Raw genomic sequence first — 25,907 nt, 5'->3', positions numbered from 1 at the left:
ACGACATGGACGGCGATCACTTGAAAATGCTCATTCTGCTCGGGGCCATGCTGTTCGGCTCGCCCCTGTATGCCGCACAGTTGAACCTGGAACTGGGCGCGAACAGTCGCACCTGGCAGACCGAGCAATTGCTCAAGCATCCTCAGGTTCAAACCATCGACATCAGCAACGACGTTTCCTACAAACGGGACATGAGTTACCGCGCCGTGCCGCTGTCCGCACTGCTGACCGGCATCAAGCCTGAAGACCATCTGCAAGCCGTGGCCCTGGATGGCTTTGCCGCCGAAATGACCGCGGCGCCGTTGCTCAATACCCAGGGGGCACAGGCGTGGCTGGCGATTGAAGACCCGGCCAAACCCTGGCCGCCGCTATCGGAAGGCAAGCCGGGCGCCGGGCCGTTCTATCTGGTCTGGAGCAACCCGCAGGCTGGCAACATCAGCCCCGAACAATGGCCGTTCCAGGTGGCGAGCATCAAACGCCTGGCGCCCGTGGCCGAGCGCTTCCCTGCCCTGCTGCCCGATCCGGCCTTGAAGGCGGATGATCCTGTGAACAAGGGCTTTGCGTTGTTCCAGAAAAATTGCCTGGCCTGCCATCGACTCAATGGCGCCGGGGATGCGCAATTCGGGCCGGACCTGAATATTCCGTACAACCCGACCGAGTACTTCGGCGCGGACTTCCTCAAGCGCTACATTCGCGATCCACAGAGCTTGCGCCAGTGGCCGCAGGCGAAGATGCCCGGGTTCTCGGCCGAGGTGTTGCCGGATGGAGATCTGGGGATGTTGGTGGGGTATTTGCAACATATGGTCGGGCGCAAGGTGAAGCCCTGACACCGAATTCTTTGAGGGAGCGAGCTTGCTCGCTCCCACAGGGTTCTTTGGTATCCCGCCTACTGCTGCTGCACTGAAATCACCGGCGCGGGCGTCGGTGAGACCAGCACCTTGGCGTGCATCTGCTCACACCCTCCGCCCCGGCGCATCCCGCGCACCGGGCAAGCATCCAGGTAATCCAGGCCCACCGCCAGTTTCAGGTGGCGTTCCGGCCGAGCCAGTTCATTGGTCACGTCGAAGCTGTACCAGGCGTCATCCAGCCAGGCTTCGGCCCAGGCGTGACTGGCCAGGTGTTCGCTGTTTTCGCTGTACAGGTAGCCCGACACATATCGAGCCGGAATGCCCAGGCTGCGGGTGCAGGCGAGAAACGCGTGGGTGTGGTCCTGACACACGCCGGCGCGTCCGGCAAAGGCCTGGGCCGCGCTGGTATCCACTTCCGTGGAGCCCGGCGTGTAAGTCATATGCTGGTTGAGGCCATGCATCAGATCGATCAGCGCCGTGCGATCGCGGCGTTGCTTGCACTCCTTCTCGGCGAACGCACGCAGAGCGGCGTCGGCTTCGGTCAAACGGGTAAAGCGCAGAAACGGCAGCGCCGACTGGCTCTCGTGCTCGGCCTCACGCCATTCGTCGATATCGACCTGGCCACGGGCGCCGATGATTATCGCCTCGTGGGGCTCGTCCATGGTCAGCACATGCAGGATGTTGCCGAACGGATCGAGCTGCGCCCGCACCGGACGCGGCAGGTCGAGCTGCCAGCTGAGCACGTGCTGGCGCTCGCTGTCGTGGGGAGTAAGGCGCAGGTACTGGATGCTCGCCCGCACCTTGTCTTCGTAGTGATAGGTGGTCTCGTGGCTAATGGAAAGTCTCATGCGGCCTCCAGATAAGAACTGTGAATCGCGTTACCCAACTGGCGCACCAGCGGGATGAACTCGGTCAGCCAGGCGTGCAGGCCTTCTTCGAGAATTTCATGGATGCCGGTGTAGCGCAGGCGTGCGTCCATTTCTGCCGCCAGGCGTTGTGCGGGGCGACCGTTGGCCCCCGGCAATTGCGCGAGGATCTGGTCGATTTCTTCGGTGCAGGCGCGCAGGGATCGCGGCACATCGGCCCGCAGCAACAGCAACTCGGCGACATGCCGGGCGCCGGGAGCGTCGCGGTAGATTTCCGTATAGGCCTCGAACGACGACAAAGCCCGCAGCAACGCGCTCCATTGGTAATACGCGTGAGCGGTGCCATCGCTGACCGCTTCGGCCTGGTCGCCGGCCATTTCGTAGCGGGCATCGAGCAGGCGCAAGGTGTTGTCCGCCCGTTCGATAAAGGTCCCCAGGCGAATGAAGCGAAACGCATCGTTACGCATGATGGTGCCGTAGGACGCGCCCCGGAACAGGTGGGAACGCTCCTTGATCCACTCGCAGAAACGGCTCATGCCGTAGCGACTGAGGCCCTGTTCGGCGATGCCGCGAATTTCCAGCCAGGTGGCGTTGATGTTTTCCCACATGTCGGCGGTGATACGCCCACGCACCGCATGGGCGCTGGCCCGTGCGGCACCGAGACAGCTGTAGATGCTCGCCGGGTTGGCCGCATCCAGGGCGAAAAAATGCAGCAGCCGTTCGGCATGCAGCTCACCATGGCGCTCCAGGTAATCGTCCAGGGTGCCGGTGATCAACAGCGGCATGGCCAGTTCGTGCAAACCGTCGCCACGTCCGTCCTGCGGCATCAGCGACAGCGAATAGCTGATGTCGAGCATCCGTGCGAGGTTTTCCGCCCGCTCCAGGTAACGCGACATCCAATACAGATCCGAGGCAGTTCTACTTAACATGACAGGCTTCCTTTAATCCTCGACCACCCAGGTGTCCTTGGTTCCGCCGCCCTGGGAGGAGTTGACCACCAGGGAGCCTTCGCGCAGGGCAACACGGGTCAAGCCGCCGGGCACGACCCGGGTTTCACGACCCGACAGGACAAACGGCCGCAAGTCGATATGGCGTGGCGCAATGCCGTTTTCGACAAAGGTCGGACAGGTCGACAGCGACAGCGTCGGTTGCGCGATATAGGCATGGGGCTTGGCGATGATCCGCGCGCGGAAGGCTTCGATTTCCGCTGCCGTCGCCGCCGGCCCCACCAGCATTCCGTACCCGCCGGAGCCTTGGGTTTCCTTGACCACCAGTTCTGGAAGATTGGCCAGTACGTGGGAAAGCTCAGACGGATTACGGCATTGCCACGTAGGAACGTTCTTCAGGATCGGTTCTTCGTCCAGGTAGAAACGGATCATGTCGGTAACGAACGGATACACCGACTTGTCGTCCGCTACCCCCGTGCCGATGGCATTAGCCAGCACCACGTTGCCGGAACGGTAGGACGACAGCAGCCCCGGCACGCCGAGCATCGATTCCGGGTTGAACGCCAGAGGATCGAGGAACGCATCGTCGAGTCGACGATAAATCACGTCGACCGCTTTCGGCCCGTCGGTGGTCCGCATGTAGACTTTGTCGTCACGCACGAACAGGTCCGCGCCCTCCACCAGTTCCACGCCCATTTCCCGCGCCAGGAACGCATGTTCGAAGAACGCACTGTTGAAGCGCCCCGGCGTCAGCACCACCACGCTCGGGTTATCGATCGGGCTTGAGCTTTTCAGGGTGTCGAGCAGCAGGTTCGGGTAGTGGTCGATGGGGGCGATGCGTTGCGCCGCGAACAGCTCGGGGAACAGGCGCATCATCATCTTGCGGTCTTCGAGCATGTAGCTGACGCCGCTCGGTGTTCGCAGATTGTCTTCGAGCACGTAGTAGGTGCCGTCGCCGTCGCGCACAAGGTCGACGCCGGAGATGTGCGAGTAGATATCGCGGTGCAGATCCAGCCCTTGCATCGCCAACTGGTACTGCTCGTTGGCCAGCACCTGCTCGGCCGGAATGATGCCGGCCTTGATAATGCGCTGCTCGTGGTAGAGATCGGCGAGGAACATGTTCAACGCCTTGACCCGCTGGACGCAACCGCGTTCGACAATCCGCCATTCGCTGGCGGGGATGCTGCGGGGGATGGTGTCGAAGGGGATCAGGCGTTCTGTGCCCTGCTCGTCCCCGTAGAGCGTGAAAGTAATCCCGGCGCGATGAAACAGCAGATCGGCCTCGCGTCGCCGTTGTGCCAGAAGCTCGTCAGGCGTCTCGGCCAGCCAACGGGCAAACTCCCGATAATGCGGGCGGACCTGGCCGCCGGCATCGTACATCTCATCAAAATAGGTGCGGATCATGCCGTACTCCTTGTCACTCGGACGTCCAGACCTTCGCAAGGCCCGTGCCAGCGGCATAAACGCTTAGATTTCAATCGGTTGGATAATCAACGCGCACGCACCGCACCAATCCTGTGCGGTAAATGCCCCAACCTGATCGCCCCCGCTTCATTGCAAGGCGTGGTGGTCGCCTATCACCAGCATAGCCAGAGTTGATTTCACTGCCCGACAACGGGTGCGGATAATCCAGGCATTCGCTGAAAAGCTCACCGGACTTCCCTTTTAGCCGCCTGCCCTGGCGGCTTTTTTTTGCAGGTGTCCAACGCCCGCAAATGAAAACGGCCAACCCGAAGGTCAGCCGTCATTTCTGGTTGTCACTGTTCATAAGGTTATGCGAGTCGCCCTCGTACCTCCTGTTTCACACCCCAGCCTTCGATGATGCCGCCCAGAGGCTCGACCACTGCTTCGAAACCCTGTTCGAAGTCGCCGATATCGTCGTAGGTGGCATACATGACCTTGCACAACTCCAGCGCCCAGGCGCCGTCGTCGCGCACACTGACTTGAGCATCCAGGGATTCACCACGGTGGAAATGACCTGCCGCCCTGCGTGCCCGCTCCTCGTCCGGGAAAATGGCGTAGAACTCGATGGGGTGAAACCGTGAAAAGTCAAAACCGCCTTCTTTCATGCGGCGCAGCACGCTGCTGCTGATGTCTTCTTGATAGGCTGTGCTCATGAAACGTCCTCCTCAAAACGATGGATAGACTTTCCGTACTCCCTCGCCCGCAACCGAACAGCGCGAGCGACGGCAACCGATGTGCCGGCGGGAAACAAGCATGGAGCTGACAAGACCAGACCTTAGCGATTCATTCGCTGATCTCGCTTGCAGAGTAGCCTCAAGATAGAGCCTCTGCCAAGGTCTGGATGTGAATGCGACAGGTGTCGTTCAGATTGGAGTAATGCCGAGTATTTGAATGCTGTTCTGGGACTTGAGCTCTTTGACGCACGCATCGGCGGTCCGCCCTTCCAGATCGTTCAGATCCAGTTCGGCGGCGACAGGAAGCAACCGGGCCTTGATGAGCTTGGCGGCGCGCTCGTAGTCCGGGCGCTCGGTGCACTCAAAGACTTCGTTGATGGTTTCGCCATGGTCATCCACGAAAGTGACTCTCCACTTTTGCATTGGTGCCTCCTCGATAAAACCCATGGATGGGCTTACATCTATCTCGACCTTGATAGCTGGCTAATTGTTCCGCCGCAATTCAGTGTGGGAGCGGGCTTGCCCGCTCCCACAGGGTTGGTGCGTGGACTGAAAGATCAGTCGTTGCTTGGCTTGTTCACTGCCTGCAACACGTATTGCGGCAAGGCGAAGGCGCCGATGTGGATTTCAGGATTGTAGTAGCGGGTGACGATGCCGCTGCCCGTGAAGCGCTGTTGCAGGGTTTCGCGGGACAACTTGCGATAAGCGGTATTGGTGGCGCCCCAGGCGAAGGTCATCGAGCCACCGATGTAGGTCGGCACGGCGGCCTGGTAGAAGTGCCAGTCCGGGAACAGGCTGCGCAGGCGGCCGGCGGTGGTCTTCACTTCTTCGATCTGCATGAACGGCGTGCCGTTCTGGGTCACCAGAATGCCGCCTTCGTTCAGGCAACGGTGGCAGGCCTGGTAGAAGTTTTCCGAAAACAGCACTTCACCCGGTCCGATCGGGTCGGTGGAGTCGGAAATGATCACGTCGAACTTTTCAGTGGTGGTGGCGACGAAACGCATGCCGTCGTCGATCACCAGGTTCAGGCGTGGATCATCGAATGCGCCCTTGGAGTGGTTCGGCAGGAATTCCTTGCACATGTCGACCACGGTGCCGTCGATCTCGACCATGGTGATGTGTTCGACGCCGCGGTGCTTGGCCACTTCACGCAACATGCCGCCGTCACCGCCGCCGATGATCAGCACGCGTTTGGCGGTGCCATGGGCGAGGATCGGCACGTGGGTGAGCATTTCGTGGTAGATGAATTCGTCGGCTTCGGTGGTCTGGATTACGCCATCCAGTGCCATGACCCGGCCCATGCGCGGGTTCTCGAAGATCACCAGGTGCTGGTGGTCGGTGCGCACTTCGTGCAGCAGTTTTTCCATGCGAAAACGCTGGCCGTAGCCTTCGTAAAGGGTTTCCAGGTAGTCGCTGGTCGGGGTGTTGCTCATGGGAAGTGCTCCGATGAATGCGGGTGGCAACGGACGGTTACCCGCCCATGATGGCCATTCGTTCGTCTCGAATGACCGGGAAAGGCGCGCATTCTACGTCGCGGAACATGACAGGTCGAACCTCAGTTCGATCAGCATTCCACAATCCTGTGGGAGCGTGGCTTGCCCGCGATAAAATCACCGCGGTGCATCCGACAGACCAAGGCGTCTGCATCGCGGGCAAGCCACGCTCCCACAGGTTCAGTGTCGCCTGTTCAGAGTTTGACGTTGCCCCGCGGTCCGGCAATGGCCCAGATGATCAGTCCCAGCACCGGCAACAGCGCGATCAGCAGTACCCAGAGGATTTTCATCCCGGTCTCGACGCTACTTTTGAAGACATTGATGATTGCCCAGATATCCAGGACAAAAATGATCAAGGCAACCAGGCTGTTGAACGTGGAACCCATGGTGACGCTCCCAAAGAGTGAAATGCCCCCTCAGGATAGACGGTCGCCACGAGGATTCCTTTTTATTGACAGTGTCTGGATCAGACGTGGATCGCCACTTTCAGGGCTTCCAGGGAGGGCGCGGCTGCGATGCCGACTTCGGCGCACAATTCCAGCACACGTGGCAGGTCATTGCCGTAGACCAGGACCACCTGCAACTCGTCATCGAGCAACTGGCTGAAGTTCATCAGCGTGTAGCCACCGTTTTCCTTGTTCATGCTGCTCATCTGCACCTGGATGCGGTTGAGCGCGGTCAGGGCTTCGGTCTTGGCCAGTTGCTTGGGCTTGAGATTGAACTCCACACCCGGGCCGAACGAGGCGACGATCTGCGCGAACAGGTCCATGTAGGTGTCAGCCTGGAACAGTACCGTTTCCGGCAGGCTGCCGACCACCACCCACTCACCCAGCGGGATCGGGAAGGTTTCGTCGTAGTTGATGTCCGGATTGGCCGTCAGGAAAGCCTCGGGATCGGCGTAGGCCTGGGCCGCTTCGTCCGCGACCTTGAGGATTTCGTCTTCGCCCATGCACCCGGAGCTGATTTTGCTGATGAGTTCGACGAGTGCGGCTTTCATGGGGAGGATCCTGTAGCGAGGTGAATTTTGAGGGCGCGAAGGATAGCGCATTAATGAGTGAAATGCGGACCTGTGGCGATGCAATCCCTCGCCACACTCCCCCTCTCCACAGGGCTCAACGTCAACCCAGCAGTTTTTCCAGCTGCGCAACCGTATCGGAAGCACCCATGGTTTTAGCCGCTTCCAGCGCGGTGATGCCATTGGCGTCCTTGGCTTTCGGGTCGGCGCCCTTGCTGATCAGGTAGTCGACCACTTCGACGCGGTTGAACATCGCCGCCATCATCAGCGCCGTGCGGCCATCGAAGGACGAACCTTCAATCTGGGCACCGCCATCGACCAAGACCTTGATCACCGCCAGGTCGCCCTTGAAGGCGGCGCCGGCAATCGGGCTCTGGCCGTTGTCGTTGCGGATCTCCGGGTCGGCCTTGTGCTCCAGCAGGACTTTTACCGTGTCCACATGACCGTGATACGCGGCCAGCATCAGCAAGGTATCGCCCTTGTGGTTACGCAGGTTCGGCGGCAAACCCTTGGTCAGCAGCGCGGCCATCATCGCCGCATCGCCCTCCCGTGCCTTGTTGAATACCTGTTCGGTGAATTCAGCGGCTTCTTCGGGGGTCATCTGGCGGCTTTTGTCTGACATTGGGCACTCCCTTTTCTGTCATTCGTAAAAGCCGACAGTTTCCCGAGCGCCCCCGGCACTGTCACTTGTTTTTTCTCATGGGCCGCCATAGCCAGATTCAATAGCGGTACTTGCCGCCGTGAATATCGGACAACAACTGCTCCGTGACCTGCACGTAAGTCTGCGTCCCCGGCAGCCAGGCATAAATCGGGTCATCGCCGGTTTTAGCCGGATCGAAGGCCTCGTCCTTAAGTCGGGTCTTTTGATATTTGAAAGTCCCGGTGGTTTCCATTTTCACTTTCACCCGCAGGAACAATGGCACCGCATAGGCCGGCATTTGCTCGCGGGCGAAGGCCAGCAGCTCACCGAAGTCCAGGGTTGCCAGGGATTCGGCAGGAGTGATCGCCGCCATCCCGGCCCGGCCATTGGTGTTGCGGATTTCCACGCCATAGGCCACGGCTTCGGAAATCAGCGGGTGTTGCAGGAGGATGTTTTCAACCTCCGTGGTCGAGACGTTTTCGCCTTTCCAGCGGTAGGTGTCGCCCAGGCGGTCGACAAACTGCGCATGCCCGAAGCCGATGTTGCGCAACAGGTCGCCGGTGTTGAAGTAGCGGTCACCCTTTTCGAACACATCCTCAAGCACGACCTTGGCGGTTTTCTGCGGATCGGTGTAGCCGTCCAGGGGCGCCTTGTCGTCGATTTTTGCCAGCAACAACCCCTGCTCGCCCTTGGCAACCTTGCGCATCAGGCCATTGGCCTGACGTATCGGCGCGCCGCTGTCATGGTCATACGCGACCAGTTCCCAGGACATCAGGGAAAAACCGATGGTGTTATCAAAATTGAGAATGTTGGTGAAACCGATGTTGCCGTCGCTGGCGGCGTACAGCTCGCAGATGTGATTGACCGCAAAGCGGGTCTTGAACTCGTTCCAGGCACCGGGACGCAAGCCGTTTCCGATCATTTTCTTCACATCGTGCCGGCTGTCGTCGGCGCTGGGCGGTTGATCGACCAGGTAGCGGCACAATTCGCCGACATAACCGATGGTGGTTGCCCGGTACTTGCGCGCGTCGTTCCAGAACTGACTGGCGCTGAATTTGCGACGGATGGCGAACCCGCTGGCACCACTGACGGCCGAACCCCAGCACACGCAAAGGCCCGTGGCGTGGTACAGCGGCAAGGTGCAATAGACGACATCCTCGGGGCGCATGTCCAGGGCGATCATGCCGAAGCTCGCCGAGCTGCGCATCCAGCGTCCGTGCTTGAACACGCCAGCCTTGGGCAGCCCCGTGGTGCCCGAGGTGTAGATATAAAAACAGGGATCGTCGAAGAAAATCTGCCGGCTGCTGGCCGGGTTGTCGCTGGCGTCGTCGAGACTGGCGGTCATCAGGTTGACGAAACCTTCAGGCGCGATACCCGGTTGGCGCGAGGTGTCCTGATCGGCGACGAACCAGGTTCGGTCAGCCTTGATCGACACCCGGTCACGCACCGCCAGGTACGCCGGGACCAGTTCCTCGCCGACAATGATCGCCACCGGCGCCACCAGATTCACACTGTGCACCAGGGTATCGCGGGTCTGCGAGGTATTGAGCAGCGCACTGATCGCGCCGACCTTGGCCACCGCCAGAATCGTCACCAGCAGTTCCGGGCGGTTCTCGATGAAGACCGCCACCACATCACCCTTGCCGATGCCTTGGCCGATCAGGTGATGGGCGATTCGATTGGCCCATTGGTTGACTTCGGAGTAACTGAGCGTTACGTCGCCTTGCAACAGCGCCGGGCCATCCGGGTTGCGCAACGTGGCTTGCTCGAAACTCCAGCCCAAACCACACGCTTGGGCCGGGTCCTTGACGTTGGCCGCCTTCATGCCCTTTACCACCCGGGGGATGGCCTTGGCGATGGAAGGCAGCTTGCGGAGCATCATGCTCCAGGTAATCGTGTCGTTCGACGTGCGGCTCATGATGCTCCCGTTCGATCTTTTTATTGTCGGGCTGCGATGACTGAGCCCGAAAATACGTCAACGGTTCTTGAGCTGTACACGCGGTTTTTGAAATGTTTTGTATCTGCGATCTTGATCCGCGATTGATCCGGGCCAATCGTGAACCCCCGCACACACAATGGTTCCATCGAAGTGCCGAACGACCTCGCAAAATGCAGGATGCACGATGGCCGTTCATGCAGAATGCACGAAAGCAAAAATCACCAAAGATACCAACTTGCTGTTTTATAAGATTATTTACAAACAACCAAGGCTGGCACAATCACTGCAACCCTCTCCGTATGCTTGCCATTCAAGAGCCAACGGAGCTGAAAGACATGAACCTGATTCAGGAAAAATTTTCGTCCCTGTTCGCCAACTTCGAAGTCACCACCCAGGACCGCCCCGACGGTGGGATCCTGCTGACCCTGAGCGGCGGCGAAGGCAAAGTGTTCAAGCGCTCGATTTCCTACCAGCAATTGCACAATGGCGATCAACTGTCGTGGGTCATCAGCGCGATTCGCCGCGACCTCGCCGAACAAGCCAGTGAACTGCCGCAGATTTCCATGCTGCAGAGCCAGCAACGGTTTGCCTTGCCGACTTATCACTCGCTGTAAAACGGTAAATAAAACTGTGGGAGCGGGCTTGCTCGCGAAAGCGGAGTGTCATTCAACGTTGATGTTGACTGACATACCGCTTTCGCGAGCAAGCCCGCTCCCACAGGTTTTGTGGCGTTTAGAAACTAGCGGGATTTATCCGCGCAAAGCTGTCCACGGTGACATGCCCCGCCAGTTCGCCGCCCTCACGGGCCAGCCCGCATGTGGACATGCCTGCTGCGCGCGCGGCATCCAGTTCCTCGACGATGTCCGACAGAAACAGAATCTTCCCCGCCTCAAGGTTGATCGCCTGGGTGATGTTGACGTAGGACTGCGCCTCGCGCTTTGGCCCCGAAGTCGTATCGAAATAACCGCTGAACAGCGGCGTCAGATCCCCCGCCTCCGAGCAGCCGAAAATCAGCCGCTGGGCCTGGATCGAACCGGACGAATAAACAAACAGTTGAAAGCCGTCCCGATGCCAGCGCTTGAGCGCGTCAACGGCGTCCGGGTACACGTGCCCCTTCAGTTGCCCGGTCTGATAGCCCTGTTCCCAGACCATGCCCTGCAACGCTTTCAACGGCGTGGCCTTGCGGTCTTCAGCGATCCAGCCCAACAGGATCTCGATGACCCGCTCGACGTCGGCGTCCGGTTCGTTGCTGTCGTGGCGCACGGCAGCCAGTTGCTCCGCCACATCGGCGCGTTCGGCGTGCTGACGGACAAACGCCGGCAAGTGTTTGGCGGCATAGGGGAACAGCACGTCGAACACAAAACTCACCGCGCTGGTGGTGCCTTCGATGTCGGTGAGAATCGCTTTGATCGGCATCGACTCAGTCCTCCAGTCGCGGGAATTGGCTGGCAATGTCTTCGCCGGTGAAATTGGCCACCCAGCCTTCCGGGTTGTTGAACAGACGGATCGCGACGAAATGCGGATGTTCGCCCATGTCGAACCAGTGCCTGGTGCCGGCCGGCACCGAGATCAGGTCGTTTTTCTCGCACAGCACCGCGTAGACGTAATCGTCGATGTGCAGGGTAAACAGGCCACGACCGGCGACGAAAAATCGTACTTCGTCTTCGCCATGGCGGTGTTCGTTGAGGAACTTGGCGCGCAATTCGGCTTTTTGCGGGTGATCGCTGTTGAGGCTGATCACGTCGACAGTGACGTAACCGCGCTCGGTCATCAGTTGGTCGATCTGCTCCCGGTAGGCGGCGATCACTTCTTCCTGACTGGCACCCGGCTGGATTTTCGCCGCCGCTTGCCAGCGGTCGAAACGTACGCCCTGCTCGGCCAGGGTCGAGACGATGTCTTCGAAATGGGTCAGCACCTTGTTGGGAATTTCAGGGCTGGAGACGTGATAGACGGACAGGCTGCTCATCAGGGCAACTCCTTAACGGTTCATGCTTTAAAGAGCGAGCGCACCTTCAACTCGCACTCGAACAAAAATTCAAAGGCCTCGATCTGCCGCAGGGCATCGCTCATGCGCGCGCCCCAGGTGTACAGGCCGTGGCCACGGATCAGGTAGCCGACGCAATCGGGATGGGCGTCGAGCCAAGGCTGCACCTTGGCGGCCAGGCGCGCAATGTCCTGGTCGTTGTCGAAAATCGGCACCCGCACCCGGGATTCGTGGGTCGTCACACCGCTGAAGGCCTTTTGCAGTTCGTAGTCTTCGAACTCGATGAAGTCTTGCGGCGTCAGGCGTGACAGCACGGTGGCGTTCACCGAGTGGGTGTGCAGCACGGCACCGATCTCCGGGCGCCAGTTGTAGAGTTGGGTGTGCAACAGGGTTTCGGCGGACGGTTTCTTGCCCGGCTCCAGGCTGTTGCCCGACAGGTCAGTGGCCAGCACATCGTCCATACCCAGTTGCCCCTTGTGCTTGCCGGAGACGGTCAGCAAGGCTTCGGTCGGCGACAGGCGGGTCGAGTAGTTGCTGCTGGTGGCCGGCGACCAGCCGCGGCCATACAGAAAACGCCCGGCGTCGATGATTTCCTGGGCGAGTTGTTCACGGGTAAGGCTCATGGCCTGTCCTCTTGCATACGAGTGGCAATGATAACGGCAGCCGCGACGGCTGCGAGACTGGCAATACTAAAGGTCCATTCCGCGCCGAGGGCATTCCAGCTGTAGCCGGAATACAAAGCGCCCAACGCACCGCCAGTGCCGGCCAATGCGGCATACAGCGCCTGGCCCTGGCCTTGCTGGCGCGCCCCGAAGCTACGTTGCACGAATGAAATGGCAGCGGCGTGAAAGCTGCCGAATGTCGCCGCGTGCAATACCTGGGCAAACAACAGCACCCAGAGAAACTCCGCCAGCGAACCCAGCAACAGCCAACGCAACGCCGCCAGCAGAAAACTCGCCATCAGCACCCGACGCAGGGAAAACCGCGCGAGGATCTTGCTCATGGCCAAAAACATCAACACTTCGGCCACCACGCCAACGGCCCAGAGCATGCCGATCACGCCCCGGCTGTAACCCAGGTGCTCAAGATGCAGCGTCAAGAACGTGTAATACGGCCCGTGGCTCATCTGCATCAGCGCCACGCAGCCGTAAAACGCCAAAACGCCGGGGCTGCGCAGTTGCTTGAGGAATCCTTCCCCCGTCACCCGGTTGCCCGGCGCCGGTTGGGCATTGGGCACCCACAGGCTGCTAAGCACGATGCCGGCCATGATCAGCACCAGCGCCGCCGGGTAGATGTCCAGGCTCAGCCATTCGAACAAGCGGCCCAGCGCGACCACGGTGATGATGAATCCGATGGAGCCCCACAGGCGAATCTGGCTGTAGCGCGAGGTCTGCCCCTGCAAGTGCGCCAGGGTGATGACTTCGAACTGCGGCAACACCGCGTGCCAGAAGAACGCATGCAAGGCCATGACCATCGCCAGCCAGGCGTAAGTCTTGCTGACGAAAATCAGCGAAAAGGTCAGCATCGTGCACACAGCGCCGAAGCGCACGATGGTCAGTCGCCGACCGGTGTAGTCGCCCAGCCAGCCCCAGATGTTCGGTGCCACGCAGCGCATCAGCATCGGGATCGCCACCAGCTCGCCAATGCGCGCGGCGCTGAAACCCAGGTGATCGAAGTACAGCGCCAGGAACGGCGCTGTCGAACCGAGCAAGGCGAAATAGAACAGATAGAAACTGGAGAGCCGCCAGTACGGGAGCGCCGCAGTCGCCATCAGACGGCTGCGACCATGATGTCAGCCATTTACAGCTGACCCAGCACCGGCGTGCTCACGCGCACATCGGCGTTCTGCCCACGGTGGCGCAGCAGGTGATCCATCAGCACGATGGCCATCATCGCCTCGGCAATCGGCGTGGCGCGGATACCGACGCACGGGTCGTGACGGCCCTTGGTGATCACTTCCACCGGGTTGCCATGGATGTCGATGGAACGGCCCGGCGTGGTGATGCTCGACGTCGGCTTCAGCGCCAGGTGCGCAACGATGGGCTGACCGGAGGAAATACCGCCGAGAATGCCGCCCGCGTTGTTGCTGAGAAAACCTTCCGGGGTCATTTCATCGCGGTGCTCGGTGCCGCGCTGGGCGACGCTGGCAAAGCCGGCGCCGATTTCCACGCCCTTGACCGCGTTGATGCTCATCAGCGCATGGGCCAGTTCGGCGTCGAGGCGGTCGAAGATCGGCTCGCCCAGGCCCGGCATCACACCCTCGGCCACCACGGTGATTTTCGCGCCGACCGAATCCTGGTCGCGGCGCAACTGGTCCATGTAGGCCTCCAGTTCCGGCACCTTGTCCGGGTCCGGGCTGAAGAAGGCGTTCTGCTCGACCGATTCCCAGGTCTTGAACGGGATTTCAATCGGCCCCAGCTGGCTCATGTAGCCACGAATGACGATGCCCTGGCTGGCCAGGTATTTTTTCGCAATCGCGCCTGCAGCCACGCGCATGGCGGTTTCCCGGGCCGAGCTGCGACCGCCGCCGCGATAATCGCGCTCGCCGTACTTGTGGTGGTAGGTGTAGTCGGCATGGGCCGGACGGAACAGGTCCTTGATCGCCGAGTAGTCCTTGGACTTCTGGTCGGTGTTGCGGATCAGCAGGCCGATCGGGCAGCCAGTGGTGCGGCCTTCGAACACACCGGAGAGGATTTCGACTTCGTCGGCTTCCTGGCGCTGGGTGGTATGGCGGCTGGTGCCGGGCTTGCGGCGGTCCAGGTCACGCTGCAGATCCTCAAGGGATATCTCCAGCCCCGGCGGGCAGCCATCGACAATGGCGACCAACGCCGGGCCATGGCTTTCGCCCGCGGTGGTGACAGTGAACAGCTTGCCGTAGGTATTGCCGGACATGCAGGACGCTCCGTGAAATGAACCTGAATACGTAATGCGCGCCAGTATACGCAGGCTACCCAAGTAGTTCATCCTCGAACCTTATGGGTGCCTGTGAGTCCAACCGGCATCTTCTTGATGATGGCGCGATGATGCTGCGAGTTCTAGCCTTGAGCCTTACCCTGATTTCCGGCTTCGCCCAGGCGACTGTCCTGCAACGACCGATCACATTGGATACGGGCACCGGCGAGCTTTTCGGCTCGCTGTTGCTGCCAAAATCCGACAATCGAGTGCCGGTTGTGCTGATCATTTCCGGTTCCGGCCCTACGGACCGTGACGGAAACAACACCGACGGCGGGCGCAATGACAGCCTCAAGCGCCTGGCCTGGGTGCTGGCCAAACACAACATCGCCAGCGTGCGTTACGACAAGCGTGGCGTGGCCGCGAGCCTGGCGGCGACCCCGGATGAACGCAACCTGACGGTGGAAGCCTACGTGGCCGACGCACAGGCCTGGGGTCGCAAGCTCAAGACCGATCCGCGTTTCGGCCAACTGATCGTGCTGGGTCACAGCGAAGGCGCCTTGATCGCCAGCCTCGCTGCGCCGGATATCGATGCCGACGCGGTGATTTCTATCTCCGGCAGCGCAAGGCCGGTGGATCAGGTCATTCGCGAGCAACTGGGCAATCGCCTGCCGCCACCGCTGATGCTGCGCAGCAATGAATTGCTCGACAGCCTCAAGGCCGGGAAACCCGACGACAATGTGCCGCCACCCTTGCAGGCGATTTTCCGCCCGAGTGTGCAGCCTTACCTGATTTCCCTGTTCCGCCAGGACCCGGCCACGGCGTTTGCCAAGCTGAAGATGCCGGCGCTGATCATCCAGGGCAGCAACGACATCCAGGTCGGCGTCAATGACGCAAGGTTGCTCAAGGCGGCCAAACCGGACGCCGAACTGGCGCTGATCGAGGGCATGAACCACGTCATGCGCATCGTGCCCAACGACGTCAAACGCCAAATGGCCTCCTATAAGGACCCGCAGTTGCCCCTGGCGGCGGAACTGGGCACGCGAATCCTCGGTTTTATTGACGGACTTCGCGCCAGTTAACCTCCAGTCTTGAAAAAAACGGCCGATAAGCCTTTGTCGCCAACACATTGGTTGGCGACAAGCTGAGCTTGGACAGGATCTCGCCGTTATGACTGACACCCAGACTTCACCCGACACCAGCGCTGAAAAAGACGCACCGCCAGCGGTCGAGCTGCCCTGGGCGGACGTCCACGCCGAGCACCACAAGATGCTCCGTCTGGCGCCGCTGCAGACTGACCGCAACACCGGCGGGCGCCCATTGCGCTTTGTCGAATTAGGCTATGCCGAACGCAACGACAAAGCGCACAGCCTGATGCGCATGAGCATCACCCTGCCCGGCCAGCGCGTGCGCAAGGAACAGAATCATCTGGATGTGTGGGTCGATCACGCCGAAAAACGCGTGCATTTCGGACCGGAAAGCGGCTTGCAGGTCGAACCGCTGAACCGTGGCATCGGCCGATTCATGGCGGCCCAAGGCATCAACTGGGCGAAGAAGCGCTGGCCGACCTACACCGTCGACGGCTTTGACCTGAACAACAAGGATGCACTGAACGAAGACACTCGCCTGCGCCGCGATCATTTTTTGCGCGTTCACGGTTTCGACGTGGCGTATGCCGATGCCCAGCATTTGAAAGGCAGCGTCAAGCCGGTCAAGGTCGGCGACCTCTCTGGCGACTGGAACAGTGAAAAACTGCAGGTCGTGGAGATTCTCGAGGCGGCGCAGATGCTCCAGCAAGCCGAGCAGAACCTGGCCGAGCAGGAAGTCAAACTCAAGAAACACGAAGAGAAAGTCAGCAAGTACAAACGCGAAGACGCCGGGCTGCGATTCACCATCACCTGCCTGGTGGCGTTTGCGGTGTTTCAGGCGGGATTGTTGATCTGGATTGCCACGCACCGGTAAAGGTTCAAGACCGCGGTGCCGCCATTCGCGAGCAAGCCCGCTCCCACACTCGATTGTTATCGATAAAAGATTTGTAGTCAGACACAAATCCTATGTGGGAGCGGGCTTGCTCGCGAAGCTTTTGGAAGTCAGACGCGGGAAGCAAACAACGCCTGATGCTCACGGCATTGCTGCGCGCTCAGCATGAACACACCATGGCCGCCACGCTCGAACTCCAGCCAGGCGAAGTCGACTTCCGGGTACAACGCCTCGACGTGCACCTGGCTGTTGCCCACTTCGACAATCAGCAAGCCCTTCTCGGTCAGATGATCCGCCGCCTCGGCGAGCATGCGTCGCACCAGGTTCAAACCGTCATCACCGCAGGCCAGGCCCAGTTCCGGTTCGTGCTGGTATTCGTCCGGCATGTCGGCGAAATCTTCCGCATCAACGTAGGGCGGGTTCGACACGATCAGGTCGAAACGCTGACCCGGCAAACCCTCGAAACCGTCGCCCTGCACCGTGTACACGCGCTCATCGACGCCATGGCGCTCGATGTTCTGATTGGCCACTTCCAGTGCTTCGAACGACAGGTCCGCCAACACCACCTCGGCATGCTGGAACTCGTAGGCGCAGGCGATGCCGATGCAACCGGAACCGGTGCAAAGGTCGAGAATCCGCGCAGGCTCGGTGGCCAGCCACGGGGTAAACCGGTTTTCGATCAACTCGCCGATAGGTGAACGCGGGATTAGCACACGCTCATCGACGATGAACGACATGCCGCAGAACCAGGCCTCGCCCAGCAGGTACGCCGTAGGCACCCGCTCCTCGATGCGACGCTTGAGCAAGAGCTGCAGGTGAACCACTTCGTCCTCTTCCAGATTGCAGTCGAGATAGCTGTCGGCGATTTCCCACGGCAGGTGCAGCGCGCCCAACACCAATTGCCGGGCTTCGTCCCAGGCGTTGTCAGTACCATGGCCGAAAAACAGATCCTCCCCATGGAAGCGGCTGACGGCCCAACGGATATGGTCACGCAGGGTACGAAGGCGGGAAGTGATCACGACGGCAAACTCCAGAAAAATCGACGGGAGATTCTACCAGTCAAACGACGTCACGACGACGCGGGAAACTACCGATTCAAATGTAGGAGTTATCCATTTTTTCGCCAGGCTCTTGAACAAAACGTGACTATTGACAAGGCTACAGGCCAGCAACGACGGCACCTACGATCGTAGCGATTCACAGAACCGCTCAGCCAGAGGACAATGGCGCAAAAGCCCCACTCCAAGGAGCCCCAGAATGTCTGTTCCAAAAACGATGTTTCAACTCAGCGGCCGCGGTTATGCAGCGGCCAATCTGAGCCATGCCACCCTGGTCATCATCGATGCCCAGAAAGAATACCTCAGCGGTCCCCTGGCCCTGAGCGGCATAGATGAAGCTGTCGCGAACATCAAGCAGTTGCTCGAGGCTGCCCGCGCCGCCGGCCGGCCGATCGTGCATGTCCGCCACCTCGGTACGCTCGGCGGGCTGTTCAACCCCCAGGGCGTAGGTGGTGAGTTCATTCCGGGCCTGGAGCCACAGAGCGATGAAACCGTCATCGGCAAATTGTTGCCAAGCGCGTTTCACGGCACCGAACTGGCAAAACGCCTGGAAGACCTTGGCGCCCTTGACCTGATCGTCTGCGGCTTCATGAGTCACTCCAGCGTCAGCACCACAGTGCGCGCCGCCAAGAACCTGGGCTTTCGCTGCACCCTGGTGGAAGACGCCTGCGCCACCCGCGACCTGCCCTACAAGGGCGGCGTGCTGAGTGCCGCACACGTCCATCAGACGGAAATGGCGATCATGGGCGACAACTTCGCCACCCTCGCGCTGACCCGTGAGCTGATCTGATCGACGCTCAATGAGCGGCCTGGAACGCCGCTCATCCGCAAAAGCCTCCCATTTGCCGTAATTGTCTTAGCCTCAGGAACATCCCGGTCAACTCCCGGTCGAAGGGCCGATACCCATTGAGGAAGGTCGGAATGAAGTTATCCGATGGTTTTGACGCTCGCCGCTTGCGGCCCAAAGGGCAAAGCAACTGGCGTTTTCGAATCGGCGCGACGTTCGCGGCGTTGCTGGCGATGTGTGGCGTGTTGCTCGCCATGGCCGGTGCCGCCAGCCTGCTCGGCCACGCACCCGCCCTGGGTGAATTGAACACCAGCCGCACCGGTGCTGCCGTGATCCTGGCCATCGGCCTGTTCGTGCTGTACCTCGGTGTCTGGCTGTGGCGCCGTTGCCGTCGTCGCTCGCGCCAGTCCCGGGAACTGGCCATGTCGCCGCACCTGATGAAAAAACACGACTGAGCCTGGCGTCGCGCGCGTTTTTGTCGCGCCCGATTCGCTTCGAGTTGGGTAAACTGGCCGCCCTTCGCGGAGGCTGACATGCAAGACGACGATTTTTCCCTGTTCAAGAGCGCGATCCAAGGCGTCAAGCCGATCAAGCATGATCGCGCCGAAACCGGCAAACCCAAGGCTGATCGCGCGCAGATTGCCAAGCTGCGTCAAGCGGCAACCGTACGCACCGAATCCACCACCGTTGACGGGCTGTCCGATCAGTTCGTCATCGACGTCGGCCCTGAAGACGAACTGATGTGGGCTCGCGATGGCGTGCAGGAAAGCCAGATGCGCAAGCTCAAGATCGGACAGATTCCGTTCGAAGGCAGCCTCGACCTGCACGGCATGAGCGTGGAAAAAGCCCGGGAAACCCTCTGGGCGTTCCTGGCCGAAGCCACCAGATTCGAAATCCGCTGCGTGCGCGTCACCCATGGCAAGGCGGTACGCCTGGACGGCAAGCGGCCGATGATCAAAAGCCACGTCAACACCTGGCTGCGCCAGCATCCACAGGTGCTCGGCTTCACCTCGTGCCAGGCGAAACATGGCGGTGCCGGCGCCGTATATGTGATGCTCAAACGCACCATGATGGAAGGTCGCGACGAGTAAAGCTGACGCGTCACGCTTGCAGCGTCGTGTCCGTCACCGTACCCTTGCCCTTTGCGTAAAATCCCACAGGTAGTTTCATGTCCCTGGAACAGAATTACACGGCGATCCTCGGCCAGCTCGGCGAGGACGTTTCCCGCGAAGGCCTGCTCGACACGCCAAAACGTGCCGCCAAAGCCATGCAGTACCTCTGCCGCGGCTATGAACAGACACTGGAAGAGGTCACCAACGGTGCCCTGTTCAGCTCCGACAACAGCGAAATGGTGCTGGTCAAGGACATCGAGTTGTACTCGTTGTGCGAACACCACCTGCTGCCGTTCATCGGCAAGGCTCACGTCGCCTACATCCCGAGCGGCAAGGTGCTGGGCCTGTCGAAGGTGGCGCGGATCGTCGATATGTACGCCCGTCGCCTGCAGATCCAGGAAAACCTCAGCCGCCAGATCGCCGATGCGGTCCAGCAAGTCACCGGTGCCCTGGGCGTTGCGGTGGTGATCGAGGCCAAGCACATGTGCATGATGATGCGCGGCGTGGAAAAGCAGAATTCGACGATGATCACCTCGGTGATGCTCGGTGAGTTCCGCGAAAACGCCGCCACCCGCAGTGAATTCCTCAGCCTCATCAAGTAATTCGCCGCACGAAGAAAACCGGCATTCATCGCCGGTTTTTTTTCACCTGCAAAAAATCAGGTAAGCTGCGCGCCCTTCTTCGTTTGCACCGTGAGGCTTTCAACGTGTTCGTAAAAGCGCTTCGTGTCGGCCTTGGCCAACTGATCATTTTCATCGACTTCATCACTCGCCCAAGCAAGATGAAGCGTCCTGCCGCCGCTCAGGTCCAGGTCGAATCCGCCGCCAAGGGTCTGACCCTGTATCAATTCCACGCCTGTCCGTTCTGCGTGAAGACCCGCCGCACCCTGCGCCGCCTGAATGTGCCGGTGGCCCTTCGCGATGCGAAGAACAATGAACAGGATCGCCAGACCTTGCTGGAGCAAGGTGGCAAGATCAAGGTGCCGTGCCTGCGCATCGAAGAGAATGGCCGGACCACCTGGATGTATGAGTCCAAGGTGATCATTGATTATCTGGACAAGCGTTTCGCGGCAGCCTGATGTTGCTGTGGTGTTGCTGATGGCCCCATCGCTGGCTTGCCAGCGATGGGGCCCGCTAAAACGACACATGACTCAGACAAAAATAAACCGGCCCTTGCGCCGGTTTATTTGTTTTCAGGCCGCTTGTGCCGCCTGCGCCTGTCGCACCACCGCCGCCAGCCGCTTGAGCCCTTCATCCAGTCGCGCCGGGTCAATGTGGCTGAAGTTCAACCGCAAATAGCCGTGATGCTTGTCCGGATCGGGGAAGAACGGCTCGCCCGGCATGAACGCCACATCGTTGGCCAGCGCGGCATTGAGCAAGGTGCGGGTGTCTTGCGGCTGCTTGAGTTTCAACCAGAAAAACAGCCCGCCCTGGGGCACATTCCAGTCCGCCAGATCGGAGAAATGAGTTTCCAGTGCAGCCTGAAACGCATCCCGACGGCCCCGATAAAAATCGCGCAATTCACTGCGGTGTCGCTGATATTTCTCGGTGCCGATCCATTGCAGTGCCTGCCACTGGCCGACCCGATTGGTGTGCAGATCAGCCGACTGCTTGAGTTTCAGCAGATGGGGAAACAGGTCCGGGCTGGCGATCAGGTAGCCGATGCGCAATCCCGGCAACAGGGTTTTCGACACCGTCCCGGTATAGATCCAGCTGGCCTTCTTCAAGCGGCTGACAATCGGCGTGGCGCTGCCACCGTCGAAGGTCAGTTCGCGGTAAGGCTCGTCTTCAATCAGTGTCACGCTGAATTCATCGAGCAATGCCGCCACCGCGTCGCGCTTGGCTTCGCTGTAACGCACCGCCGATGGATTCTGGAAGGTCGGGATCAGGTAGATGAAGGCCGGGCTGTGCTGCTCCAGGCGAGCGCGTAGCTCCATCAGGTTCGGGCCGTCGGCCTCCAGCGGCACGGTCAGGCAATCAGCGCCGAACAGCTGAAAAATCTGCAACGCCGCCAGATAAGTCGGCGCTTCGAGCAGGATTTCGGTGCCCTTGTCGATGTACAGCTTGGCCGCCAAGTCGAGGGTCTGCTGTGAGCCGCTGACCACCAGCACCTGGCTCGCCTCACAGGCCACTCCCAACGCTCGCGCCTCGGCGGCCAGCGCTTCACGCAGTGCCGGCTCGCCTTCGCTCATGCCGTATTGACCCATGGAAACTGGCATCCCGGCCCAATCGACTTTTGGCAGCATGGCTTCGGCCGGCAGACCGCCGGCAAACGACATCATCTGCGGACGCTGGGCCGCGGCGAGGATTTCACGGATCAAAGAACTTTTAAGGCGTGAGACACGTTCGGAAAAAGCCATGGGGATCACCGGTAGCGAGGCATGTGGAAAATGAGTCAAACTTGTTGACCGAAATTACGCTTACTCGAACGGATACGTCAATATGCTTGACCTTAAAAACCCGCTATCCCAGCAGCAGGCCATGGAGGCGTTTTTCTTTGGCTACCAGGCCTTCACCGCCAAGGCCGATGAAATGCTCGAACGTCGCGGCCTGAGTCGGGTGCATCAGCGCATCGTGTTTTTCATCGCCCGCTATCCGAACCTGAGCGTGAAGGAGCTGTTGGCGTTGCTCGGCGTGAGCAAGCAGGCGTTGAACATGCCGTTGCGGCAATTGCTCGAGATGCATCTGGTCGACAGCGTCGCGTCCGAGACGGACAAGCGTAAGCGTCTGCTGGAGTTGACAGCTGAAGGTGCGCGGTTTGAGCAGGCATTGAGGCGTGAGCAGGTGAAATTGCTGGAGCGGGTGTTTGCCGAGGCTGGGGAGACGGCGGTGAATGGGTGGTTGGCGGTGAATCTGGCGTTGGGGCAAAGCCGGTTGTCGGCAGACTGAGTATTCAATCTGCTGGATTTGTAGTGGCTGAACCGACGCCTTCGCGGGCAAGCCCGCCCCCACAGTGATTGATGGTGTCCACAAATCTTGTGCCTGACCGGTTTTCCTGTGGGAGCGGGCTTGCCCCGGGCGGCGTTCCGACGAAGGGGCCGAAACAGGCGATATATCCCTAAAGCCAAACTTTTCGTCGACAAAATCAAAAACATTATTTGCTTTCTTTGTATACAAAAGCATAATCCACTTCGTGCGAGTTCCTGACCATGCGGTCAACAAATTCGCAAGTGCCTCAAAGGGCCGCTGCCACCCTCATGGGTCCGGCCCTGGAAATAACAATAAAACTCTTGAGGAGTATTCGCTGTGGAAAGCCGCAAATCCGAAGCATCGACGCTGGATCTCTCGCCGCCATTACGCAATGGCTTGCTGGAACGTCTGTTCAAACTCAGCTTGCACGGCACCACGGTGAAGACCGAGCTGATTGCCGGTCTGACAACCTTCATCACCATGGCTTACATCATTTTCGTCAACCCCAACATCATGGCTGACGCCGGGATCGATCACGGTGCGGCGTTCGTCGCCACCTGCATCGCCGCGGCCCTGGGTTGCCTGTTGATGGGCCTGTACGCCAACTGGCCGGTCGGCCTGGCACCGGGCATGGGGCTGAACGCCTTCTTCACCTACACCGTGGTCGGCACCATGGGCTACAACTGGGAAACCGCCCTCGGTGCGGTATTCGTGTCCGGTGTGTTGTTCATGATCCTGACCTTCTCGCGGATCCGCGAATGGCTGCTCAACAGCATCCCGGTCAGCCTGCGCTTCGCCATGGGCGCCGGCGTGGGTCTGTTCCTGGGGCTGATCGGTCTGAAAACCGCGGGTATCGTCGTCGATAGCCCAGCCACGCTGATCAAGCTCGGCTCCCTGCGCGAACCCGGCCCGCTGCTCGCTGCCGTGTGCTTCCTGATGATCTCCATCCTCAGCTATCACAAAGTGTTCGGCGCGATCCTCATCAGCATCATCACCGTGACCCTCGCTGGCTGGGGTCTGGGCCTGGTGCACTACGAGGGCATCATGTCGGCTCCACCGAGCCTCGCCCCTACCTTCATGGCCATGAACGTCGCCGGCGTGTTCAACGTCAGCATGATCAGCGTGGTCCTGGCGTTCCTCTTCGTACACATGTTCGACACCGCCGGTACCTTGATGGGTGTTGCCCAGCGCGCCAACCTGGTCGGTGCTGACGGCCGCATCGAAAACCTCTCCCGTGCCATGAAAGCCGACAGTGCGTCCAGCGTATTCGGTGCGGTAGTCGGCGTTCCGCCGGTCACCAGCTACGTTGAAAGTGCCGCTGGTGTAGCTGCGGGTGGTCGGACTGGTCTTACCGCAGTGACCGTAGGTGTGCTATTTATTGCAGCCATGTTCTTCGCTCCGCTGGCCGGGATGATTCCTGCCTATGCAACCGCGGGCGCACTGATTTATGTAGCGATGCTGATGATGGGCGGCATGGCCCACATCGAATGGGATGAAGCGACCGACAGCATCCCGGCGATCGTCACCGCAATCATGATGCCGCTGACCTTCTCGGTCGCCGACGGTATCGCGCTGGGCTTTATCACCTACGTGGCGCTGAAGGCCGGCACCGGCAAGTACAAGGAAATTTCCGTGAGCCTGTGGGTACTCTGCGCGATCTTCATCGCCAAGTTCATCTTCTTGTAAGCCACACGCGGTACACGCTTGAAAACAGCCTCACCCCGTCGGGTGGGGCTTTTGTGCAAATGGAGGAAAGTGATGAGTCTGGAAACCTGGCTGCTGTTCAGCGGCGCTGCGCTGATAGTGATCCTGATCCCGGGGCCGCTGTCGTTGCTGATGATCAGCAACAGTCTGAATTACGGCCTGCGCCGCTCTTACCCGGCCTTTCTTGGCGGCGTGTCGGCGTCGATCTGCCTGCTGAGCGCTTCGGCGCTGGGCCTGGGTGCGTTGTTGCTGGCGTCGGAACAGCTGTTCAGCGCTCTGAAGATTCTTGGCGCCCTTTACCTGTTCTACCTCGCCTGGCAGAGCTGGCAGCAATCGCGCCTGCCTTCCCATGGCGCTGAAGTGCCACAGGCCGCGCCGGTGCCACGCTTTCGCGCGCTGTTCGGGCGCGCGTTCATGCTGGGCGCCAGCAACCCGAAGGACATCCTGTTCTTCGCCGCTTTCCTGCCGCAGTTCTTGAGTGCTGAACTGCCGTTCCTGCCGCAGTTGCTGGTGATGATTGTCACTTGGACACTGCTGGATCTGGCCTGCAAGTTGGCTTATGGCCTCGGTGCTCATGGTGCGGCGCGGTATCTGCGCAGTGGTAAGGGGCAGAGCTGGTTCAACCGGATCAGTGCGGGGTTGTTCAGTGGGGCGGGGGCTGCGTCCCTGCTGAGCCGCTAAAAGCCAAAAGCTAAAGCTTCGCGAGCAAGCCCGCTCCCACACTGGAACGCATTCTCCTGTGGGAGCGGGCTTGCTCGCGAACGCGTCAGACCAGACACCCTCTTTCTCAAGGACGAAAAAAAGCCCGCAGTGTGAGCGGGCCAAAGACCAAAGAAGCTATATGCGCAGTCGCTTCCAGGGTGCAGCTGCTGCCTGGGGGATCAGCTGCCGCGGTAGGTGGAGTAGCTGTAAGGCGAAATCAACAACGGCACATGGTAGTGATCCTGCTCGGCGGAGATGCCGAAACGCAGCACCACCACATCCAGGAAGGCCGGCTCCGGCAGCTTGACGCCACGGGCGCGGTAGTAATCGCCGGCATGAAACTGAACCTGATAGACCCCGGTGCGGTAGTCATCGCCTTGCAGCAGCGGTGCATCGACACGGCCATCGCTGTTGGTTATAGCGCTGGCGACCAATTCCAGCTGCGATCCTTCAACGCGGTACAACTCGACCTTGATCGAGCTGCCCGGGCAACCGTGTGCTGCGTCCAAAACGTGTGTAGTCAAACGTCCCATTGATTCTGCGCGCCTGCCTGCGTGGAGCAGTCAGACTTCGCGCCTCCCGAAGTCAGTTGAAAAGGAGACCGCACCGATTCGGAGCACGAAAAGCTGCGGCGAGCGACTGATTAAGACACTTTTCAAAAAAATTGTACACAATAAAAACGACATTTTTCGCCTTAGCCCCGCCGTCTGTATATTTACCGTCGATTTCCCGCCAAACCGCACAGCCTATGAACCCTTCAATCAATAATTGACCAGTCAGGCAGATTTCTTGCAGGCTCACGCCAATCGCAGTAAAAGATGACAGTCGGTTAAAAATGCGAAAATTCAGGCTTACAAAGTGAATATAAAGTTGTATACAATCAGCCCATCGCT

General features: G+C 60.0%; 30 protein-coding genes. 12 read left to right on the top strand and 18 right to left on the bottom strand.

Annotated features, from left to right (window positions below; all coding sequences use genetic code 11):
• The first annotated feature begins 5 nt into the window (after positions 1-5).
• A complete protein-coding gene (locus PMI34_RS19090; protein ID WP_008048440.1) occupies positions 6-827 on the top strand; it encodes a c-type cytochrome in 822 nt (273 codons plus the stop codon).
• 59 nt (positions 828-886) lie between these two features.
• Here PMI34_RS19090 and PMI34_RS19095 read toward each other — a convergent pair whose 3' ends face one another.
• The 10 genes from PMI34_RS19095 to PMI34_RS19140 all read right to left on the bottom strand — a co-directional run bounded on the left by PMI34_RS19095 (position 887) and on the right by PMI34_RS19140 (position 9,865).
• A complete protein-coding gene (locus PMI34_RS19095) occupies positions 887-1,696 on the bottom strand; it encodes a transglutaminase family protein (RefSeq protein ID WP_008048438.1) in 810 nt (269 codons plus the stop codon).
• Positions 1,693-2,643, bottom strand: a complete 951-nt coding sequence (locus PMI34_RS19100; RefSeq protein WP_007971901.1) for an alpha-E domain-containing protein — start codon at positions 2,641-2,643, stop codon at positions 1,693-1,695. Before PMI34_RS19100 ends, PMI34_RS19095 begins: the two co-directional genes overlap by 4 nt.
• Before the next feature lie 12 nt (positions 2,644-2,655).
• Positions 2,656-4,065, bottom strand: coding sequence for a circularly permuted type 2 ATP-grasp protein (locus tag PMI34_RS19105; protein WP_008048437.1), 1,410 nt, complete (start codon positions 4,063-4,065; stop codon positions 2,656-2,658).
• Positions 4,066-4,433: 368 nt separating this feature from the next.
• Complete coding sequence (locus tag PMI34_RS19110; protein ID WP_007971898.1) at positions 4,434-4,778, bottom strand: ribonuclease E inhibitor RraB; 345 nt, start codon at positions 4,776-4,778, stop codon at positions 4,434-4,436.
• A gap of 210 nt (positions 4,779-4,988) precedes the next feature.
• Entirely contained in the window at positions 4,989-5,222 is a 234-nt protein-coding gene (locus PMI34_RS19115) for a hypothetical protein (RefSeq protein WP_008048436.1), read from the bottom strand.
• A gap of 134 nt (positions 5,223-5,356) precedes the next feature.
• Positions 5,357-6,232: a polyamine aminopropyltransferase gene (gene speE / locus PMI34_RS19120; protein WP_008048435.1), complete on the bottom strand. Its 876-nt coding sequence runs from the start codon at positions 6,230-6,232 to the stop codon at positions 5,357-5,359.
• Between the two features lie 254 nt (positions 6,233-6,486).
• The gene (locus PMI34_RS19125) at positions 6,487-6,678 is read right to left on the bottom strand and encodes a PLD nuclease N-terminal domain-containing protein (protein WP_008048434.1); all 192 of its coding nucleotides are present in this window, start codon (positions 6,676-6,678) and stop codon (positions 6,487-6,489) included.
• Positions 6,679-6,758: 80 nt separating this feature from the next.
• Positions 6,759-7,289, bottom strand: a complete 531-nt coding sequence (locus PMI34_RS19130; protein ID WP_008048428.1) for a hypothetical protein — start codon at positions 7,287-7,289, stop codon at positions 6,759-6,761.
• A gap of 121 nt (positions 7,290-7,410) precedes the next feature.
• Complete coding sequence (locus PMI34_RS19135) at positions 7,411-7,929, bottom strand: ankyrin repeat domain-containing protein (RefSeq protein WP_008048426.1); 519 nt, start codon at positions 7,927-7,929, stop codon at positions 7,411-7,413.
• A 97-nt stretch (positions 7,930-8,026) separates the two neighbouring features.
• Positions 8,027-9,865 (bottom strand): long-chain-acyl-CoA synthetase, encoded by a 1,839-nt coding sequence (locus PMI34_RS19140; RefSeq protein ID WP_008048425.1) that lies wholly within the window; start codon positions 9,863-9,865, stop codon positions 8,027-8,029.
• A 356-nt stretch (positions 9,866-10,221) separates the two neighbouring features.
• Here PMI34_RS19140 and PMI34_RS19145 point away from each other — a divergent pair, with 356 nt between their 5' ends.
• Positions 10,222-10,500 (top strand): DUF3509 domain-containing protein, encoded by a 279-nt coding sequence (locus tag PMI34_RS19145; protein WP_008048423.1) that lies wholly within the window; start codon positions 10,222-10,224, stop codon positions 10,498-10,500.
• A 118-nt stretch (positions 10,501-10,618) separates the two neighbouring features.
• Here the strand turns inward: PMI34_RS19145 and mtnC are convergent, their stop codons facing one another.
• From mtnC to aroC, 5 genes are read right to left on the bottom strand one after another with little or no spacing between them, the layout of a single operon-like run.
• Entirely contained in the window at positions 10,619-11,302 is a 684-nt protein-coding gene (gene mtnC, locus PMI34_RS19150; RefSeq protein WP_008048421.1) for an acireductone synthase, read from the bottom strand.
• Between the two features lie 4 nt (positions 11,303-11,306).
• A complete protein-coding gene (locus PMI34_RS19155) occupies positions 11,307-11,852 on the bottom strand; it encodes a 1,2-dihydroxy-3-keto-5-methylthiopentene dioxygenase (RefSeq protein WP_008048419.1) in 546 nt (181 codons plus the stop codon).
• A 20-nt stretch (positions 11,853-11,872) separates the two neighbouring features.
• Positions 11,873-12,493, bottom strand: coding sequence for a methylthioribulose 1-phosphate dehydratase (locus PMI34_RS19160; RefSeq protein WP_008048417.1), 621 nt, complete (start codon positions 12,491-12,493; stop codon positions 11,873-11,875).
• On the bottom strand, positions 12,490-13,641 hold the full coding sequence (locus PMI34_RS19165; protein WP_008048415.1) for an MFS transporter: 1,152 nt from the start codon (positions 13,639-13,641) through the stop codon (positions 12,490-12,492). Before PMI34_RS19165 ends, PMI34_RS19160 begins: the two co-directional genes overlap by 4 nt.
• A 29-nt stretch (positions 13,642-13,670) precedes the next feature.
• Entirely contained in the window at positions 13,671-14,762 is a 1,092-nt protein-coding gene (gene aroC, locus PMI34_RS19170) for a chorismate synthase (protein WP_008048409.1), read from the bottom strand.
• A gap of 83 nt (positions 14,763-14,845) precedes the next feature.
• On the opposite strand from aroC, the gene PMI34_RS19175 reads away from it, so the two are divergent.
• A complete protein-coding gene (locus PMI34_RS19175; protein WP_008048408.1) occupies positions 14,846-15,844 on the top strand; it encodes an alpha/beta hydrolase in 999 nt (332 codons plus the stop codon).
• Between the two features lie 88 nt (positions 15,845-15,932).
• Positions 15,933-16,724 carry a hypothetical protein gene (locus PMI34_RS19180; RefSeq protein WP_008048407.1) on the top strand — a complete coding sequence of 264 codons (792 nt, stop codon included), beginning with the start codon at positions 15,933-15,935 and terminating at the stop codon, positions 16,722-16,724.
• Between the two features lie 128 nt (positions 16,725-16,852).
• On the opposite strand, the gene prmB is transcribed toward PMI34_RS19180, so the two are convergent.
• Positions 16,853-17,761: a 50S ribosomal protein L3 N(5)-glutamine methyltransferase gene (gene prmB, locus PMI34_RS19185; protein WP_008048406.1), complete on the bottom strand. Its 909-nt coding sequence runs from the start codon at positions 17,759-17,761 to the stop codon at positions 16,853-16,855.
• 238 nt (positions 17,762-17,999) lie between these two features.
• On the opposite strand from prmB, the gene PMI34_RS19190 reads away from it, so the two are divergent.
• From PMI34_RS19190 to PMI34_RS19210, 5 genes are all read left to right on the top strand, one after another.
• The gene (locus PMI34_RS19190; RefSeq protein WP_008048405.1) at positions 18,000-18,590 is read left to right on the top strand and encodes a cysteine hydrolase family protein; all 591 of its coding nucleotides are present in this window, start codon (positions 18,000-18,002) and stop codon (positions 18,588-18,590) included.
• A 131-nt stretch (positions 18,591-18,721) separates the two neighbouring features.
• Complete coding sequence (locus PMI34_RS19195; protein ID WP_008048404.1) at positions 18,722-19,042, top strand: hypothetical protein; 321 nt, start codon at positions 18,722-18,724, stop codon at positions 19,040-19,042.
• Between the two features lie 78 nt (positions 19,043-19,120).
• Entirely contained in the window at positions 19,121-19,678 is a 558-nt protein-coding gene (locus PMI34_RS19200) for a Smr/MutS family protein (protein ID WP_007974913.1), read from the top strand.
• Positions 19,679-19,755: 77 nt separating this feature from the next.
• Complete coding sequence (gene folE, locus PMI34_RS19205; protein ID WP_007988130.1) at positions 19,756-20,301, top strand: GTP cyclohydrolase I FolE; 546 nt, start codon at positions 19,756-19,758, stop codon at positions 20,299-20,301.
• Between the two features lie 104 nt (positions 20,302-20,405).
• Positions 20,406-20,777, top strand: coding sequence for a glutathione S-transferase N-terminal domain-containing protein (locus tag PMI34_RS19210; RefSeq protein ID WP_008048398.1), 372 nt, complete (start codon positions 20,406-20,408; stop codon positions 20,775-20,777).
• 114 nt (positions 20,778-20,891) lie between these two features.
• On the opposite strand, the gene PMI34_RS19215 is transcribed toward PMI34_RS19210, so the two are convergent.
• On the bottom strand, positions 20,892-22,058 hold the full coding sequence (locus PMI34_RS19215; RefSeq protein ID WP_008048397.1) for an aminotransferase-like domain-containing protein: 1,167 nt from the start codon (positions 22,056-22,058) through the stop codon (positions 20,892-20,894).
• Between the two features lie 82 nt (positions 22,059-22,140).
• Here PMI34_RS19215 and PMI34_RS19220 point away from each other — a divergent pair, with 82 nt between their 5' ends.
• From PMI34_RS19220 to PMI34_RS19230, 3 genes are all read left to right on the top strand, one after another.
• On the top strand, positions 22,141-22,587 hold the full coding sequence (locus PMI34_RS19220; protein WP_008048396.1) for a MarR family winged helix-turn-helix transcriptional regulator: 447 nt from the start codon (positions 22,141-22,143) through the stop codon (positions 22,585-22,587).
• 357 nt (positions 22,588-22,944) lie between these two features.
• Complete coding sequence (locus tag PMI34_RS19225) at positions 22,945-24,294, top strand: NCS2 family permease (RefSeq protein ID WP_008048392.1); 1,350 nt, start codon at positions 22,945-22,947, stop codon at positions 24,292-24,294.
• Between the two features lie 72 nt (positions 24,295-24,366).
• Entirely contained in the window at positions 24,367-24,993 is a 627-nt protein-coding gene (locus tag PMI34_RS19230; RefSeq protein ID WP_008048387.1) for a LysE family translocator, read from the top strand.
• A 200-nt stretch (positions 24,994-25,193) separates the two neighbouring features.
• On the opposite strand, the gene uraH is transcribed toward PMI34_RS19230, so the two are convergent.
• On the bottom strand, positions 25,194-25,547 hold the full coding sequence (gene uraH, locus PMI34_RS19235) for a hydroxyisourate hydrolase (RefSeq protein WP_007988144.1): 354 nt from the start codon (positions 25,545-25,547) through the stop codon (positions 25,194-25,196).
• Between the last annotated feature and the right edge of the window lie 360 nt (positions 25,548-25,907).

The sequence above is a fragment of the Pseudomonas sp. GM74 genome (assembly GCF_000282455.1).
In the GTDB taxonomy this organism is placed as follows: domain Bacteria; phylum Pseudomonadota; class Gammaproteobacteria; order Pseudomonadales; family Pseudomonadaceae; genus Aquipseudomonas.
This window is presented reverse-complemented; position numbering and strand designations above follow the sequence as displayed.